This is a genomic window from Bacillus methanolicus PB1, from assembly GCF_000262755.1.
In the GTDB taxonomy this organism is placed as follows: domain Bacteria; phylum Bacillota; class Bacilli; order Bacillales; family Cytobacillaceae; genus Bacillus_Z; species Bacillus_Z methanolicus.
Window position 1 is genome coordinate 12,288 of sequence record NZ_AFEU01000002.1, and the last position, 15,667, is coordinate 27,954.

Genomic DNA, 15,667 nt, shown 5'->3' on the forward strand with positions numbered 1-15,667 from the left:
AATGGCAGGGAATGAGAAAAAAGAGATGAGACCGGGAGGAGGTTTCCTGGTACCATCTCATTTACAACATTTATTTATCTAAATTCGACAAGTACTTTCTTAATCAAATATTTTTATTGCATAATCAAATGTCGTTAAATAAAATGAAAGCCAGGCCCCTTTTCATAATGGGCGGTCTTGCGGACGAATTTTTTCAATTGGCACGAATACTTCGAAATGCCGGTACAGGTTTTCAAATTCCGCCGGAAGTAATCCACCGTATTCTCCGTCAAGGTTCAATTGAACTTTTTCTTTGGAATGAACCTTAACTCGGTTTGCTTTTGTATAAATAACATTTTCATCATTTATATGTTCACCGCGAATCGCCAATGTTGCGATACGGATAAAATCAGCAAGATTGATTTTTTTCAGGATTAATAACGTAAACAATCCGTCGTTAATAGATGCGTCAGGGGCCAGTTTTTCAAAACCGCCGACAGAATTCGTCAAGGCCACAAGGAACAGCATAGCCTCCCCTTCAAACAGCTTTCCGTCATATTCGATGCTGACTTCTGTTGCCCGGATGGACGGAAGCATCTCGATCCCTTTTAAATAATAGGCGAGCTGTCCAAGCACTGTTTTCAGCTTGCTCGGCACCTCATATGTCAACTCTGTCAGACGGCCGCCCCCGGCGATATTAATGAAATAACGGTTATTCATTCTTCCGATATCGACCGGAATCGTATCACCTTTTACAATAATATCCGCCGCCGCCTCGACGTCCCGCGGAATATGTAGAGCCCGGGCAAAGTCATTGGTTGTCCCGACCGGAATAATCCCAAGCTTTGGCCGGTAAGCCTGTTCCGCCATCCCGTTAACCACTTCATTAATTGTGCCGTCTCCGCCAGCAGCAATGACAATATCGTAGCGGCGCTCCACCGCAGTCCTTGCCGCTTGAATCCCATCACCCTCGCCGGTCGTTGCATGGCAGGACGTTTCATAACCGGCCATTTCCAGCTTTTGCAGCACTTCCGGAAGGTGCTTTTTAAACAATTCACGGCCCGAAGTTGGATTATAAATAATTCTTGCTCGTTTCATACCCATCATCCTATTAATAAAATTACTTATTAGGTTTATCAAAAAACAAAACTCTTATGAACTTTTCTTAAACATTGTCAGGTTTATAAGACGCACTTATACCCTGATCTACCGGACATTATCATATACCTTTTCAGGCAATTTGCCAAAAAAACAGCATTTTATAGCGATTTTTAAGAACATGACAAAGCATGTATTACTTTTATATAGACGAAATTAGCGATAAAAAGATGCCTTTATTCGAAAAAATTATTTGATTAGAAGTAAAAAATATAAATTACGAGAGCTAAAAGTATCCGATAAATCGCAAAAGGCACGAGTTTAATTTTATCAATGAGCTTAAAGAAAAACTTAATCGAGATCAAAGCAAATACAAATGCACTAATAAAGCCGACAGTAAAAAACGGCATAGCATCGAACGAAATATACTCAATGTTTTTAAATAATGAAATCCCGCTTGCCCCGGCCATAATAGGGACTGCCATTATAAACGTAAAATCAGCGGCAGCGCGGTGGCTCAGTCCTGTCAAAACGCCCCCGGAAATTGTTGCGCCTGAACGGGAAAATCCAGGCCATAAAGATAAGCATTGAATAAGTCCTATTATTAAAGCTTGTTTATATGTAATTTGGTCAACCGTGTGAACTTTCGGATTTTTGCCCCCAAATACGTCAGCAATAATCATCAAAACAGCACCAATGACCAAACCAATTAACACGGTAGCAGTCGAAAATAAATATTCATCAATATAATCTTCAAATAAAACACCTAAAATGCCGGCCGGGATTAATCCGACGATCACGTGTGATAATTTAAGTCGTCTTTGCCCTTCAGCTCCCTCTTTGCTGCGGCGCCCCAAGCCTAACAAATCAATAAATCGGTCCTTCATAGCGACCACTACAGCTAAAATCGAGCCGAGCTGAATAAAAACTTTGAACGTATTTGCCCCATATTTTGTTAAAAACTCCTTTGATTTAAGCCACATATCATCCACAATAATCATGTGGCCCGTTGACGAAATAGGTGCAAATTCTGTTAATCCTTCTACAAATCCTAAAATAATTGCTTTTAAAATCGTGATCAATTCCATATTCTAAGTTTCTCCTCTTTCCATTTTTACCTGAACAAAAAACGGGAGCGGCTTTTCTTTTTTGCTCCCCTCCGAGTGCAGAGCATATACCCGTTTCCCCTGAAACATTTTCTTCCAAGCAAATTCTTCATAGAACTTTTAACACTTTCTCTAAAATCATGCCATAGACTGAACGAAACTGCAAAAAGGAACCATTTCCACACCACAGTCATAAGTGGCCGGTTGCTGAAAACAAGGGCGAATCAAATGTTGACTATTTGCGAATATCCAGGAATACAAATTTTTCCCTTTCCAGCGTTCCCTACTTTATCGATTATACTTATTGCGCTTAAAACCGCAAAACCAATTCGCACCATTCCTATAATGTAATGCCAACTTCCTTTTCGTTTTTTGTCAATCAGAAGGGGTGATCTGATTACCTTTACAGAAAAAATAATTTTATTGCAAAAATTTTCCTATTATTGAATTGCAAAAAAATCAAGAATTTAGTCTCACTGTACAAAAAGAAAAAATCCCCGCAATAACTTGACCCAGTCATATTTGCGGGGTGATTTGCACTAACTTCTGATTCTGGTAAAAATTTATGGTAACCACACCTTGGTATGATTTCATACCAAAGTTTTTTTATGACTCAAACCATTTTATATTTCTTTACTTTAGGTATCCTCCTCTTAGCCTGCATAGTATGTTAAAATACGATCCACAGACGGGCCATAGGATTCACCAAACAAATTCAAGTGCACAAGCAAATAATACAACTGATAAAGCGGACGAACTTCCTCATAATTATCTGATAGCGGCTGTACATCACGATAGGCAGCATAAAAACGAGGGGAAAAGCCTCCAAACAGTTCGGTAAAAGCAAGTTCAAACTCCCTTTCCCCATAGAAAACAGCCGGATCGATCAGATAAGGTTCTCCCCGCGGGCCAGCCAACCAGTTCCCGCTCCACAGATCCCCGTGCAGCAGGACAGGCTGGCGATAATCGGGAACCCATTGCTCAAGTCTGTCTAGCAGCTTTTCCAGCCTTGTTTTTCGTCCTGCGGGGAGCCTTCCCCTTTTTTCGGCTAATTTTGCTTGAAAACCTAAGCGATGTTCTCTTAAAAAACGAGTCCAGCTCTTTTCCCACCTATTAGGCTGTGGCAGCCTGCCAATATAATTATTTTCAGCCAATCCATAGTGTGTATGGGTGTGCTGGTGTAATAATGCGAGGCCATGCCCTAAACGGGATTCGGTATTAGGTGCTGATTCTCCTTTAACCCATTCCATGATTATATAACCATCTTCGGCTGATGGGGGGCTGACATAATAGACCTGAGGAACAGGTAAGGCGCCTGCTTGGCGTAAAAGGTTTAGTCCCTCAGCTTCTTTCAGAAAGAAATCCTCAGGAGCCTTATCGTTGATTTTAATAAAATAGACACCATTGGCTGTTTTCGCTTGAAAGGCCCGGCTGATATCACCACCGGAAACTGGTGTCACCTCATTCAGCGCTGATTGGTCTCCCATTTCACGCAAAATGGCCTCTACTTTATTTTTCATAGCTGCTCACGCTGCCGGATATAGGATAACAAATGATCGCAACTCTCATTAATCAGCTTATACACATGCTCAAAGTTTCCTGTAAAATAAGGATCCGGGACATTCAGAGTGTCACTGCCGGGGAGAAGCTCCAGCAAACGGACAATTTTAAAATGGTGCTTCTCGGGCGCCAACTGCTTCAAATCGCGGACATTTTCCTCATCCATGGCGATAATATAATCAAACTCTTCCAGATCTTCCGCGTTTATCTGCCTGGCTCTTATCCCAGCATAGTCAATTTTGTTCTCAGTGAGGATCCGTCGGGTGCCTTCATGAGGAGGCTTCCCTATGTGCCAGCGGCCGATTCCGGCCGAATCTATTGAAATTTTATCCTCCAATCCTGCTTCTTTGACTTTTTGGCGAAAAACTGCTTCAGCCATGGGAGAGCGGCAAATATTGCCCAAACAGACGAACAGTACTTTAACCATGTTTGACCTCCTTTCAATCATAGGCATTTTTAGAGTAAAACAGTTTTGACGGAAAATTTTTTGATGTTTGCGAATTTAAAATACAAATATAACAGGCATAATGCAAGGATGAAACTATTTTTTTAGAATATTTTAAATTATCATTAAGATAAAAAATATTATATTGTAAATTGCTGTTGAATACAATTAAAATAGGGCACCCCTTGGCCTATTCAAAAAAAACGAATATTTCCTTGATAAGTAAATTCATTTAAACTCAAGAAAAACTTCTCTTATTTATCGACATACTTAAAAGAAAAAATCGTAAGAAAACCACTTTCTTTGCCGAATAAAAACTTGTTTTGTCAACCGGAAAGGAATTCCTCTAAGAATAGCGAACTGTTTTAAAAAAGAGGAGGGAATCATGATGAATACAAGTGCTGTTGCAAAGTTATTAGGAGTTTCACAAAGCACGGTTCAGCGGTGGGTAAAGCAGCTGAATCTTAAAATGGAACGAAATGAACTAGGCCATTATGTGTTTAAAGATGAAGATATTGAACTTTTAAAACAAGTTCATGAGCAGCTCAAAAACGGTGTTCCTCTTCAAGATCTTGCCGTTAATGCTAAAAAAATACGCAAAGGTACGGGTAAGATATCAAATGATAGAGTAAACGAGGAACTAGTCAACAAAATAAATGATTTGGAAAAAAGACTTGATGATAAAGCAGATTCCGTAGTCTCCTATCAGCTTCTCCAGCACCGCCGCGAAATCGAGGAACTGCAAAATGAAATAAAAAAACTCCATAAACGCATAGAACTTCTAGAGCAAAAGCATAGCGAGAAGAAAAAATCAGAAAACCTGCTTGTTTTTGATCAAACAGGCCAAAAAAAGAATCAGAGAAAAAAATTTATCAGCATGCTGTTTGGTTTTTAAAAGAGGCTGAACCCAAACTAAGAGCCAGGCACCCACAGTTATTAAATATAGAAACATGAGCAAGGTTTCTACAATATTTAGTAACTGCCGACGGGAGCCGGGAACTTGCGGGTCAGCCTCTTTATAGGTCATTTTTTCTTACTTTTTAATAATATTGAACATCAATTTTCTGACACTTTATGCATTTTCTGAAGCCCTCAAATTCAAGGAAAACATGTTTGCAATTTTTTTGAATGTAGTGAATTTGCTGTTCTAATTGATTAATATTTTCCTTGAGACGTTTCACCTCTTCCTGCAGCTCTTCGACAACAAGAGATTCCCGATCTTTATTTATATATAACTGATCCATTGTCGACAAACTCCTGTGCTTTTTCTTTCATTCCGGTCTTAATAAATTCATCTTCTGTCATGCCGTTTTCCTTTGCCATATTTCGAATATCCTGTGAAATCCGCATCGAACAGAACTTAGGACCGCACATTGAGCAGAAGTGAGCCGTTTTTGCTCCTTCGGCTGGAAGTGTTTCATCATGAAACTCCCTCGCCCGGTCAGGATCAAGAGAAAGATTAAACTGGTCATTCCAGCGAAATTCAAAACGTGCTTTTGACAATGCGTCATCTCTTATGCGGGCACCGGGATGTCCCTTTGCTAAATCAGCAGCATGCGCTGCAATTTTATACGCAATAACCCCTTCTCTTACATCATTTTTATTCGGCAAGCCTAAATGCTCTTTTGGCGTAACATAACAAAGCATTGCTGTGCCGAACCAGCCGATCATCGCTGCGCCAATCGCTGATGTAATATGATCATATCCCGGAGCTATATCTGTTGTTAATGGTCCCAATGTGTAGAATGGAGCTTCTTTGCAAATTTCCATTTGCTTTTCCACATTTTCTTTTATAAGATGCATCGGTACATGTCCCGGACCTTCAATCATTACTTGGACGTCATGCTTCCAAGCTATTTCAGTAAGCTCGCCTAACGTTTGAAGTTCTGCAAATTGCGCTTCATCATTCGCATCGGCAATCGAACCCGGTCTTAGACCATCTCCAAGTGATACCGAAATGTCATACGCTTTTAAGATTTCACAAATCTCTTCAAAGTGGGTATACAAGAAATTTTCCTCGTGATGGGCCAAACACCATTGAGCCATGATCGAGCCCCCGCGGGATACAATCCCTGTTGTCCGTTTTGCAGTGAGAGGAATATAGCGAAGCAACACTCCAGCATGAATCGTAAAGTAGTCAACTCCCTGCTCGGCCTGCTCAATTAATGTATCCCGGTAAACTTCCCATGTCAAATCTTCAGCCACACCTTTTACTTTTTCAAGTGCCTGATAAATTGGCACTGTTCCAACTGGAACCGGAGAATTTCGAATAATCCATTCTCTCGTTGTATGTATATTTTTTCCTGTCGATAAATCCATGATTGTATCGGCACCCCAGCGGACGGCCCAAGTCATTTTTTCAACTTCTTCTGAAATCGATGAGGATACAGCTGAATTCCCAATATTCGCATTAATTTTCACATGGAAATTACGCCCGATAATCATTGGCTCGGCCTCAGGATGATTAATATTTGCCGGAATGATTGCTCTGCCCCTGGCTACCTCACTGCGGACAAATTCAGGATCGAGCTGTTCTCTGATTGCAATGAACTCCATCTCAGGGGTAATAATTCCCTTTTTTGCATAATGCATTTGCGTGACATTGCTCCCTTTTTTCGCTCTCAGCGGCAGGTTGTTAGTATTTGGAAAAATCTCGATCTTCCGGTTCGCTTCTTCTTCGCTGCGGTAGCCATTGTCCTCAGGCTTAACAGATCTGCCTTGATATTCCTCAACATCTCCTCTTTCCAAAATCCACTTTCTGCGAAGCTTTGGAAGCCCTTTTTTCAAATCAACCTCATAATTTGGATCAGTGTATGGACCACTTGTATCATACACACGCACAGGTTTATTTTCCTCTTTTCCAAACATGGATTCTGTCGGGCTGAGCGAGATTTCCCGCATCGGAACTTGAATATCAGGTCTTGATCCTTCCACATACACTTTTTTGCTTCCCGGAAAAGTATACATCATTTGAGTCAAATTGGTTGTCATAAAATTGTTCCTCCTCAAAATTTATATATTTATTGAATACTGCAGCTTTCCAATAATCAAATCCTATAATTAAAAAATGTCTTTTAAATTAACTTCTCTTTCACCGCAGTATTTCTTAAGAAAACAGTCAGAATGACATAACTGATAAAAGCACCTGATAAGGAGCTGGCCATAAACGAAGGAATGAATCCAAATATTGTTGCTTCTTTTCCTAGCAAGAGTACTGCGATCGGATATGAAGCAAGAGCACCCATTAACCCGGTTCCGGTGACTTCACCAACAAAAGCCATTGATGTCTTTTTCGTCTTCGAAAATAAATAAGCTGCCAAAAAAGCGCCGATCATACTTCCCGGAAACGCAAAAACGGAGCCGGTCCCCATTAGATTTCTTAAAATAGATACGCAAAGCGCCTGAGCCACTGCGTAATACGGACCTAATAGAACTGCTGACATAACATTAATAAAATGCTGCATAGGGAAAACTTTGGTGAATCCTATCGGGATAAAAAACATGTGGCTTGTCAGTGTACCAATCGTAATCATCATGGCAGTTAACGTAAGCTTCTGTGTTTTTTTCACAAAAAAATCCCTCCAATGTTCAGGCACTGGGGGACAGGAAAAACTATGCAAATATTCACAATCGCCGGAGTCAAAAAAGCAGACTCCAACGGAAGGAATCTGCTTTTGTATGACTAAGTCAATACACTTCCCTACGCTGGTACTAACCAGATCAGGTAAAAGGGTCAAAGATTCGGATCTTTATCTCAGCCGGCCGTTCTCCGGCACCCCTAGTGCCAATTATATTATTGTCATAGTTTAATATAACACAGTCATTGATGATTGCAACAACTTTTTTGATTTTTTTCTCCCTTTTGAAAATTCCATTTAATAAAGAAACGGCAAAAAAGGGTCTGACCCTTTGCTATTGCGTCAGCCCCTTTTGAATATGATTATAACTCTTCAATATAAAAAATCGGGATAACAGGATTCGAACCTGCGACCCCTAGCACCCCATGCTAGTGCTCTACCAAGCTGAGCTATATCCCGACGGCACATATATTTTACTATATTCACTCGATATATGCCAATATCCTTTTCTACACCATTTTTCAAAAATCGATGAACAAATTATTAATCAAACGTTTGATTAAATTTCGAAAGAGTGCATGAATATCATACATTTTTCCCGGGAAATAGATGCTAAAATTGTCAAAAGCTGCTGAGCTCATTTCTACAAAAAAAATGCCGACCAGAAGACCGATCTTAATCTCTTAAAAATTAAAAAGAGGCTGTTTCAAAAACCTAAGGGTCAGACCCCATAACACAATATATAGGACATAACGTTGGATAAATGTGCTATATATTGATAAATGCACATGAGGTCAGACCCTTATGAGACAGCCTCTCCAGAATTATAGCTTTTGCAATTCTTGATTTAATAATTTATTGACCAACGGCGGATTAGCTTGCCCTTTTGTCGCTTTCATTACCTGGCCGACAAGGAAGCCGATTGCTTTGCCCTTCCCATTTTTAAAGTCTTGAACTGATTGTGGGTTTGCCTCAATGACATCAGCAATAATTTTTAGAAGCGCGCCTTCGTCGGAAATTTGAACAAGTCCTTTTTCTTTGACGATTTGCTCTGCTTCTCCGCCATTTTCAATTAACTCTTTAAATACTGTTTTGGCGATTTTCGAGGATATTGTGCCATTTTCGATAAGCTTAATCATGCCTGCGAGGCTTTCAGGTGTTAAAGATACTTCGTGAAGTTCTTTTTGTTCCGCATTTAAGTAAGCGGACACCTCTCCCATCATCCAGTTGGATGCTTGTTTCGGATCTGCACCGGCTTTGACGGCCGCTTCAAAGAAATCAGCCATTTCTTTTGTTACTGTTAAAACGGCTGCATCATAAACGGGCAATCCAAGTTCTTCGATGTATCGTTTTTTCCGCTGATCAGGCAGCTCAGGAATTTCCGCTCTCACGCGTTCTTTCCACTCTTCATCAATATGCAATTCCACAAGATCCGGCTCCGGGAAGTAGCGATAGTCATCCGAGCCTTCTTTCACACGCATTAAAATCGTCGTATTTGTCGCTTCATCATACCGGCGTGTTTCCTGTTGAATCGTTCCGCCTGCAAGCACAACTTCCCGCTGGCGTTTTTCTTCATACTCCAATCCCTTGCGCACGAAATTAAAAGAGTTTAAGTTTTTCAACTCGGTTTTTGTTCCAAATTCTTTTTGGCCAACCGGGCGGATTGATATATTTGCATCACAGCGAAGCGAGCCCTCTTCCATTTTACAATCAGACACACCTGTATATTGGATGATTGATTTTAATTTTTCAAGATAGGCATACGCTTCGTCAGGAGTACGGATATCCGGCTCCGAAACAATTTCAATTAACGGCGTGCCCTGGCGATTTAAATCTACAAGGGAATAGCCGTTTTCGTGGTTTAATTTCCCTGCATCTTCCTCTAAATGAAGGCGGGTAATTCCAATCTTTTTCTTTTTCCCGTTCACTTCGATTTCAATCCAGCCATTCTTGCCGATCGGCTTATCGAATTGGGAAATCTGATATGCCTTCGGATTGTCCGGATAAAAATAGTTTTTGCGGTCAAATTTCGTTTCTGTTGCCACTTCGCAGTTTAGTGCCATGGCCGCTTTCATCGCATACTCGACAGCCTTTTTATTCAAAACAGGCAGTACGCCCGGATATCCGAGTTCAATGACAGAAGTATTTGTGTTAGGTTCAGCGCCAAATTGGTTCGGGCTTGCAGAAAAGATTTTGGAATCAGTTTTTAATTCTACGTGTACTTCAAGGCCTATCACTGTTTCAAAGTTCATTCTTCTCACCCCTTACAATTGTGGTTTTTGTTTATGAAAATCAGTTGCCTGTTCGAAAGCATGGGCAACACGATATACGGTGCTTTCATCAAAATGTTTGCCGATAATTTGCAGGCCGAGCGGCAAGCCATTTGTAAAACCGCAAGGAATGGAGATTGCCGGAACACCTGCGAGATTGACAGGAATCGTTAATATATCGTTTGCATACATCGTTAACGGATCATCCACTTGTTCCCCGATTTTAAAGGCAGGCGTCGGGGTTGTCGGCCCGATAATTACATCATATTTTTCAAAAACATCTTCGAAGTCTTTTTTAATAAGCGTACGCACTTTTTGCGCTTTTTTGTAATAAGCATCATAATACCCCGAACTTAAAGCAAACGTACCGAGCATGATCCGCCGCTTGACTTCATCGCCAAAGCCTTCAGCACGGGTTTTTTTGTACATATCAATCAAGTTCTCCGCATTTGGAGTCCGGTATCCGTAACGGACGCCGTCAAATCGGGCAAGGTTGGCGGATGCTTCTGAAGAAGAAAGCAAATAATAAGTAGCCAGTGCATATTTTGAATGCGGCAAGGATACTTCTTCCCATGTTGCGCCTAATTTTTCCAGCATCTTGATCGCATCAAGGACAGACTGGCGTACTTCCTTTGTTACCCCTTCGCCGAGATATTCTTTCGGAACCGCGATTTTCAACCCTTTAATATCGCCTGTCAGTGCTTCCGAAAAATTCGGAACATCCACATTCGCTGATGTGGAATCCATTGGATCTACACCTGAAATAGCCTGTAATAAATATGCATTGTCTTCAACTGTTCGCGTGATCGGACCGATTTGATCAAGGGATGACGCAAACGCCACGAGGCCGAAGCGTGAAACGCGTCCATACGTCGGTTTTAGTCCTACCACTCCGCAAAACGCTGCCGGTTGGCGAATGGATCCTCCTGTATCAGAACCTAAAGAAAACAGCACTTCGCCTGCTGCGACAGATGCCGCTGACCCGCCGGATGACCCGCCGGGCACCGTTTCCAGATTCCATGGATTTCGTGTCTTTTGAAATGCGGAGTTTTCAGTTGAAGACCCCATCGCAAATTCGTCCATGTTCAACTTTCCGATTGTGATGGTTTCTGCATGATGTAATTTTTTCATGACCGTTGCGTCATAAATAGGATCAAAATTTTCAAGTATTTTGCTTGCACACGTAGTTCGCAAATTTTGCGTAACGATATTGTCTTTTATTCCGATTGGCATGCCAAACAGCAATCCTTTTGATTCATCCGCACCAAGCTTTTTGTCCATTTTTTTGGCTGCAGCACGGGCATTTTCTTCATCCAATGTTAAGAAAGCCTGCACTTTATTCTCAACCGTGCTAATTCGTTTATACGATTCATCAACAAGGTCGGAAACGCTGATTTCTTTTTTATGTAAAAGCTCATGGAGCTCTGAAACTTTATGTTCAAATAAGCTCACTTTTATCCCCCCTTATTCTAATATGGACGGTACTTTGAATTGTCCTTTCTCATGTTCCGGCGCATTTTTTAATACTTCTTCCTGTGGAAGTCCTTTCTCAGGCTTGTCCTCGCGCAGCACATTTTTCATATCCAGAACGTGCGAAGTTGGTTTTACGCCTTCCGTATTAAGCTCATTTAATTGCTCGGCAAACGAAATAATTGCATCTAGCTGTTTCGTAAATTTTTCTGTTTCTTTTTCTGTAATCGCGAGTCTTGCCAGATGGGCGACATGCTCCACCTGGTCTTTTGAAATCCTTGACATGCTGGTCACCTCCAAATGTATCCTTTTCACTCAAATAATTTGATCATATCAGACTTTATCGCTTTAGAGCAATATTGTTTGAAACACTTTCCTGCAATTATTCAAAAATGAAGAAAGGTTCAAAACACCATATCTTTCGTTATTTTACCATGAATTTAATCAAGTTCTTAGTGTTAGACTGCTCATTTTTCCTTATTTCTTATGAACATGAAAATAGCGTTTTCCATTAGATACGTCCAGCTGCTACTTTACTTTTTTAAATACGTTTCTGAATACTGACAGCAGGCCTTTTTTGCTTTTTCCTTTTTGGAATTGCTGCTTTTCCTCTTTCTGCTTCGAAAGATAAATATCTTTCTTATCGATTGCATAATCATAGGCAAGTACAAGGCCAATTTCTGTGTCATGGTCTTTATTTGCCACGATTGTAGACTCAATTCTGTATTTTTTTGCCACTTTCATATATTTGGACAAATGGGAATAATCCATATTCCCGTTTAAATAGAGGTGGGCTTTCGGGTTTTCCTTCATTAGAGTCTCAGCTTCTTTATAAATCCCGTTTTCTCTCACTTGCTTTTGTGTAAGGGCAACGACAATCCTTTCTCTCAGTGTGCCTAAAAATTTACGCCGTTCATCCGGTTTTGTTTCTTTCGGGCCATGAATCCCCTGCTGGATATAATCATCAACATTTTGTTTCGCCAACACCAATACCTCCTTTACCATATGGCTATTATTATGTATGTAGGTTCCTTAATAAAAGTGCATTCTCATGGTATCCATCAAGAAAAAAAAATCCTCCTTTACCACTTTAAAGCGGTGCGGGTCTGGCCCGCGGTGCTTTAAAGCGGTAAAGAAGGTAATTAATTTGGGAGATATATAGGTGAATTAAGGTGAAAAATCATGGAAACAAAGGTTAGAACTATTACTTTGCGACAACGGTGAATTGTTCTTCTTCTGTTGAGCCTTTCAATGCAGTTGTTGAAGAACTTCCGCCTGAGATTACCATTGCAACTTCATCGAAGTAGCCTGTTCCGACTTCACGCTGGTGTCTTGTAGCAGTGTAGCCGTACTTTTCGCTTGCAAACTCCGCTTGCTGCAATTCTGAGTAAGCTGCCATTCCACGGTCTTTGTAGCCTCGTGCTAGTTCGAACATGCTGTGGTTCAAAGTATGGAATCCTGCAAGTGTAACGAATTGGAACTTGTAGCCCATTTTTCCGAGTTCAACTTGGAATTTCGCGATTGTTTCATCATCAAGCTTTTTCTTCCAGTTAAAAGATGGTGAGCAGTTGTAAGCTAACAGCTTTCCAGGGAACTTCTCATGAATAGCTTCCGCAAAACGTCTTGCTTCCTCTAAGTTTGGCTCAGATGTTTCGCACCAAATCATGTCGGCATACGGTGCATACGCCAATCCGCGGGCAATCGCTTGGTCTAAACCGGCTTTTGTGCGGAAAAATCCTTCTTCTGTACGCTCTCCAGTAGTGAACGGAGCATCGTACGGATCCACATCACTTGTTACCATATCCGCTGCGTTCGCATCTGTCCGGGCAATTAACACTGTTGGTACACCCATTACGTCAGCTGCGAGGCGGGCTGCAATCAAGTTTTTCACTGCAGTTTGTGTTGGAAGCAATACTTTTCCTCCAAGGTGTCCGCATTTCTTTTCTGAAGAAAGCTGATCTTCGAAGTGTACTCCGGCAGCACCGGCTTCAATCATCGCTTTCATCAATTCAAACACGTTTAGCTGGCCGCCGAATCCTGCTTCCGCATCGGCTACGATTGGAGCAAACCAATCAATAGAATTGTCTCCTTCAGAATGATGAATTTGGTCAGCGCGCTGCAGAGCCTGATTAATTCGTTTTACTACGTGAGGCACACTGTTTGCCGGATATAAGCTTTGGTCAGGGTACATATGTCCAGCCAAGTTTGCATCAGCTGCAACTTGCCAGCCGCTCAAGTAAATAGCTTTCAACCCGGCTTTTACTTGCTGAACAGCCTGATTACCTGTAAGTGCACCAAGGGCATTAATAAAATCTTCTTCATTTACAAGCTTCCAAAGCTTTTCCGCACCGCGGCGTGCCAATGTATACTCAATGTCAATTGATCCTCGTAATTTGATTACATCTTCTGCTGAATAAGGACGGGTAATTCCTTTCCAGCGAGAATCCTTTTCCCAGCTTTCCTGCAATTGTTGTACTCTAGAATCTGTCATGTTTAAAATCCTCCTTAAAATTTATTAGTCTATTTATCTATAAAATTTCATAACCCGGAAGAGTTAGGAAATCAGCAAACTCATCTTCTAAAATCAGCTTGTCAAACAATTCTACTGCCTCATCAAAACGGCCATTTACAAAATTTTCCGCACCAATTTCCTGCTTAATTTTCTCAAGCTCTTCTTTCTTAATCTGCTCGTACATCTCAACTGTTGCTTTTCTGCCGTCATCTAATATACCTTTTGGATGGCGGAGCCATTGCCAAAGCTGCGCCCTTGAAATCTCGGCTGTAGCAGCATCTTCCATAAGATTATGAATTGGCGCTGCCCCTCTGCCGCCGAGCCATGATGCAACATATTGGATTCCGACATTAATGTTCATTCGGACACCATTTTCAGTAATCGTGCCTTCAGGAACTTCGAGCAAGTCGCCGGCTGAAACGGTAAGATCTTCAAGTTTTTTTGTTTCAATTTGATTGGCATCAGGCATCTCCCGGTTAAAAATTTCAAGCGCAACCGGAACTAAAGCAGGATGTGCTACCCATGTCCCATCATGACCGTCGCGTGCTTCCCGTTCTTTATCTGCGCGTACCTTTGCAAAAGCTTCTTCATTTGCTTTCGGATCATTTTTAACAGGAATTTGGGCCGCCATGCCTCCAATTGCCGGTGCTTTGCGGCGATGGCATGTTTGAATTGTCAAAAGTGAATAAGATCTCATAAACGGAACAGTCATTGTCACCTGTGATCTGTCAGGCAGGATGACATTCTCGTGATTGCGGAACTTTTTCAAATAGCTGAAAATATAATCCCAGCGTCCGCAGTTCAATCCGGCAGAATGCTCCCTTAATTCATATAAGATCTCATGCATCTCGAACGCAGCCAAAATCGTTTCAATAAGAACCGTTGCTTTAATTGTCCCTTGAGGGATGCCGAGCTTTTCCTGCGAATAAACAAATACGTCATTCCACAGTCTCGCTTCAAGATGGCTTTCAAGCTTCGGCAAGTAAAAATACGGACCGGTTCCTCTCGCAATCAGATTCTTCGCATTATGGAAAAAGTACATTCCAAAATCGAAGAAACTGCCGGAAATCGGTTTTCCATCAAGAAGCAAATGTTTTTCTTCAAGATGAAGGCCTCTAGGACGAACAAGAAGTACAGCTGTTTTTTCGTTAAGTACATATTTCTTGCCGTTTGGATTTTCGAACGAGATCGTCCGGTTCACTGCATCTCTAAGATTAATCTGCCCTTCGACGATGTTTTCCCAAGTTGGTGAAGTGGCGTCCTCACAATCCGCCATAAAGACTTTGGCACCGGAATTCAACGCATTTATAATCATTTTTCGATCGGTTGGTCCGGTAATTTCCACGCGTCTGTCACGGAGATCGTCCGGAAGCTGCGCAATTGTCCAATCTCCGTTTCGAATATACTCTGTTTCAGGAAGAAAGTCCGGGAGTTTTCCTTGGTTGATTTCTTCTTGCCGTATTTGCCGGAGCTGTAATAGTTCTTTTCTCCGCGGACCAAACTTTCTTTCTAATTCTTCAATAAAGTTGACTGCTTCAGTCGTTAGGATTTCTTCATATCCCGGTTTAATCGAACCAACAATTTCAATGCCTGTCGTTTGAGTGGACATGAGTTTTGATACACCCCTTTGTTATAATACACATATTTTT

At 41.3% G+C, this 15,667-nt stretch carries 14 protein-coding genes, 1 tRNA gene and 1 riboswitch; of the genes, 1 reads left to right on the forward strand and 14 read right to left on the reverse strand.

Annotated elements, in window-relative coordinates; translation table 11 throughout:
• Positions 1–162 precede the first annotated feature (162 nt).
• The 4 genes from PB1_RS05070 to PB1_RS05085 all read right to left on the reverse strand — a co-directional run bounded on the left by PB1_RS05070 (position 163) and on the right by PB1_RS05085 (position 4,170).
• Positions 163–1,077 carry a diacylglycerol kinase gene (locus PB1_RS05070; RefSeq protein ID WP_003351172.1) on the reverse strand — a complete coding sequence of 305 codons (915 nt, stop codon included), beginning with the start codon at positions 1,075–1,077 and terminating at the stop codon, positions 163–165.
• 257 nt (positions 1,078–1,334) lie between these two features.
• Positions 1,335–2,165 (reverse strand): undecaprenyl-diphosphate phosphatase, encoded by an 831-nt coding sequence (locus PB1_RS05075; RefSeq protein ID WP_003351173.1) that lies wholly within the window; start codon positions 2,163–2,165, stop codon positions 1,335–1,337.
• A gap of 671 nt (positions 2,166–2,836) precedes the next feature.
• Positions 2,837–3,703 carry a fructosamine kinase family protein gene (locus PB1_RS05080; protein ID WP_003351176.1) on the reverse strand — a complete coding sequence of 289 codons (867 nt, stop codon included), beginning with the start codon at positions 3,701–3,703 and terminating at the stop codon, positions 2,837–2,839.
• Positions 3,700–4,170, reverse strand: coding sequence for a low molecular weight protein-tyrosine-phosphatase (locus PB1_RS05085; protein WP_003351177.1), 471 nt, complete (start codon positions 4,168–4,170; stop codon positions 3,700–3,702). The genes PB1_RS05080 and PB1_RS05085 overlap by 4 nt, the downstream gene beginning before the upstream one ends.
• Before the next feature lie 406 nt (positions 4,171–4,576).
• Here PB1_RS05085 and PB1_RS05090 point away from each other — a divergent pair, with 406 nt between their 5' ends.
• Entirely contained in the window at positions 4,577–5,083 is a 507-nt protein-coding gene (locus PB1_RS05090) for a MerR family transcriptional regulator (RefSeq protein ID WP_003351178.1), read from the forward strand.
• Between the two features lie 145 nt (positions 5,084–5,228).
• Here PB1_RS05090 and PB1_RS05095 read toward each other — a convergent pair whose 3' ends face one another.
• From PB1_RS05095 to aceB, 10 genes are all read right to left on the reverse strand, one after another.
• On the reverse strand, positions 5,229–5,432 hold the full coding sequence (locus PB1_RS05095) for a hypothetical protein (protein WP_003351179.1): 204 nt from the start codon (positions 5,430–5,432) through the stop codon (positions 5,229–5,231).
• Positions 5,410–7,179 (reverse strand): phosphomethylpyrimidine synthase ThiC, encoded by a 1,770-nt coding sequence (thiC, locus tag PB1_RS05100; RefSeq protein WP_003351180.1) that lies wholly within the window; start codon positions 7,177–7,179, stop codon positions 5,410–5,412. The genes PB1_RS05095 and thiC overlap by 23 nt, the downstream gene beginning before the upstream one ends.
• 83 nt (positions 7,180–7,262) lie before the next feature.
• Positions 7,263–7,757, reverse strand: coding sequence for an energy coupling factor transporter S component ThiW (gene thiW / locus PB1_RS05105; RefSeq protein WP_003351181.1), 495 nt, complete (start codon positions 7,755–7,757; stop codon positions 7,263–7,265).
• Between the two features lie 111 nt (positions 7,758–7,868).
• Positions 7,869–7,978: riboswitch (TPP riboswitch) on the reverse strand.
• A 173-nt stretch (positions 7,979–8,151) separates the two neighbouring features.
• Positions 8,152–8,225: transfer RNA gene (locus PB1_RS05110), tRNA-Pro, on the reverse strand.
• A gap of 365 nt (positions 8,226–8,590) precedes the next feature.
• A complete protein-coding gene (gatB, locus tag PB1_RS05115) occupies positions 8,591–10,018 on the reverse strand; it encodes an Asp-tRNA(Asn)/Glu-tRNA(Gln) amidotransferase subunit GatB (protein WP_003351182.1) in 1,428 nt (475 codons plus the stop codon).
• A 12-nt stretch (positions 10,019–10,030) separates the two neighbouring features.
• Positions 10,031–11,488 carry an Asp-tRNA(Asn)/Glu-tRNA(Gln) amidotransferase subunit GatA gene (gatA, locus tag PB1_RS05120; protein ID WP_003351183.1) on the reverse strand — a complete coding sequence of 486 codons (1,458 nt, stop codon included), beginning with the start codon at positions 11,486–11,488 and terminating at the stop codon, positions 10,031–10,033.
• Positions 11,489–11,500: 12 nt separating this feature from the next.
• The gene (gatC, locus tag PB1_RS05125; protein ID WP_003351184.1) at positions 11,501–11,791 is read right to left on the reverse strand and encodes an Asp-tRNA(Asn)/Glu-tRNA(Gln) amidotransferase subunit GatC; all 291 of its coding nucleotides are present in this window, start codon (positions 11,789–11,791) and stop codon (positions 11,501–11,503) included.
• A gap of 243 nt (positions 11,792–12,034) precedes the next feature.
• A complete protein-coding gene (locus PB1_RS05130) occupies positions 12,035–12,490 on the reverse strand; it encodes a YueI family protein (RefSeq protein ID WP_003351185.1) in 456 nt (151 codons plus the stop codon).
• 220 nt (positions 12,491–12,710) lie between these two features.
• Complete coding sequence (gene aceA / locus PB1_RS05135) at positions 12,711–13,997, reverse strand: isocitrate lyase (RefSeq protein WP_003351186.1); 1,287 nt, start codon at positions 13,995–13,997, stop codon at positions 12,711–12,713.
• Positions 13,998–14,034: 37 nt separating this feature from the next.
• The gene (gene aceB / locus PB1_RS05140; RefSeq protein WP_003351188.1) at positions 14,035–15,627 is read right to left on the reverse strand and encodes a malate synthase A; all 1,593 of its coding nucleotides are present in this window, start codon (positions 15,625–15,627) and stop codon (positions 14,035–14,037) included.
• Positions 15,628–15,667 lie beyond the last annotated feature (40 nt).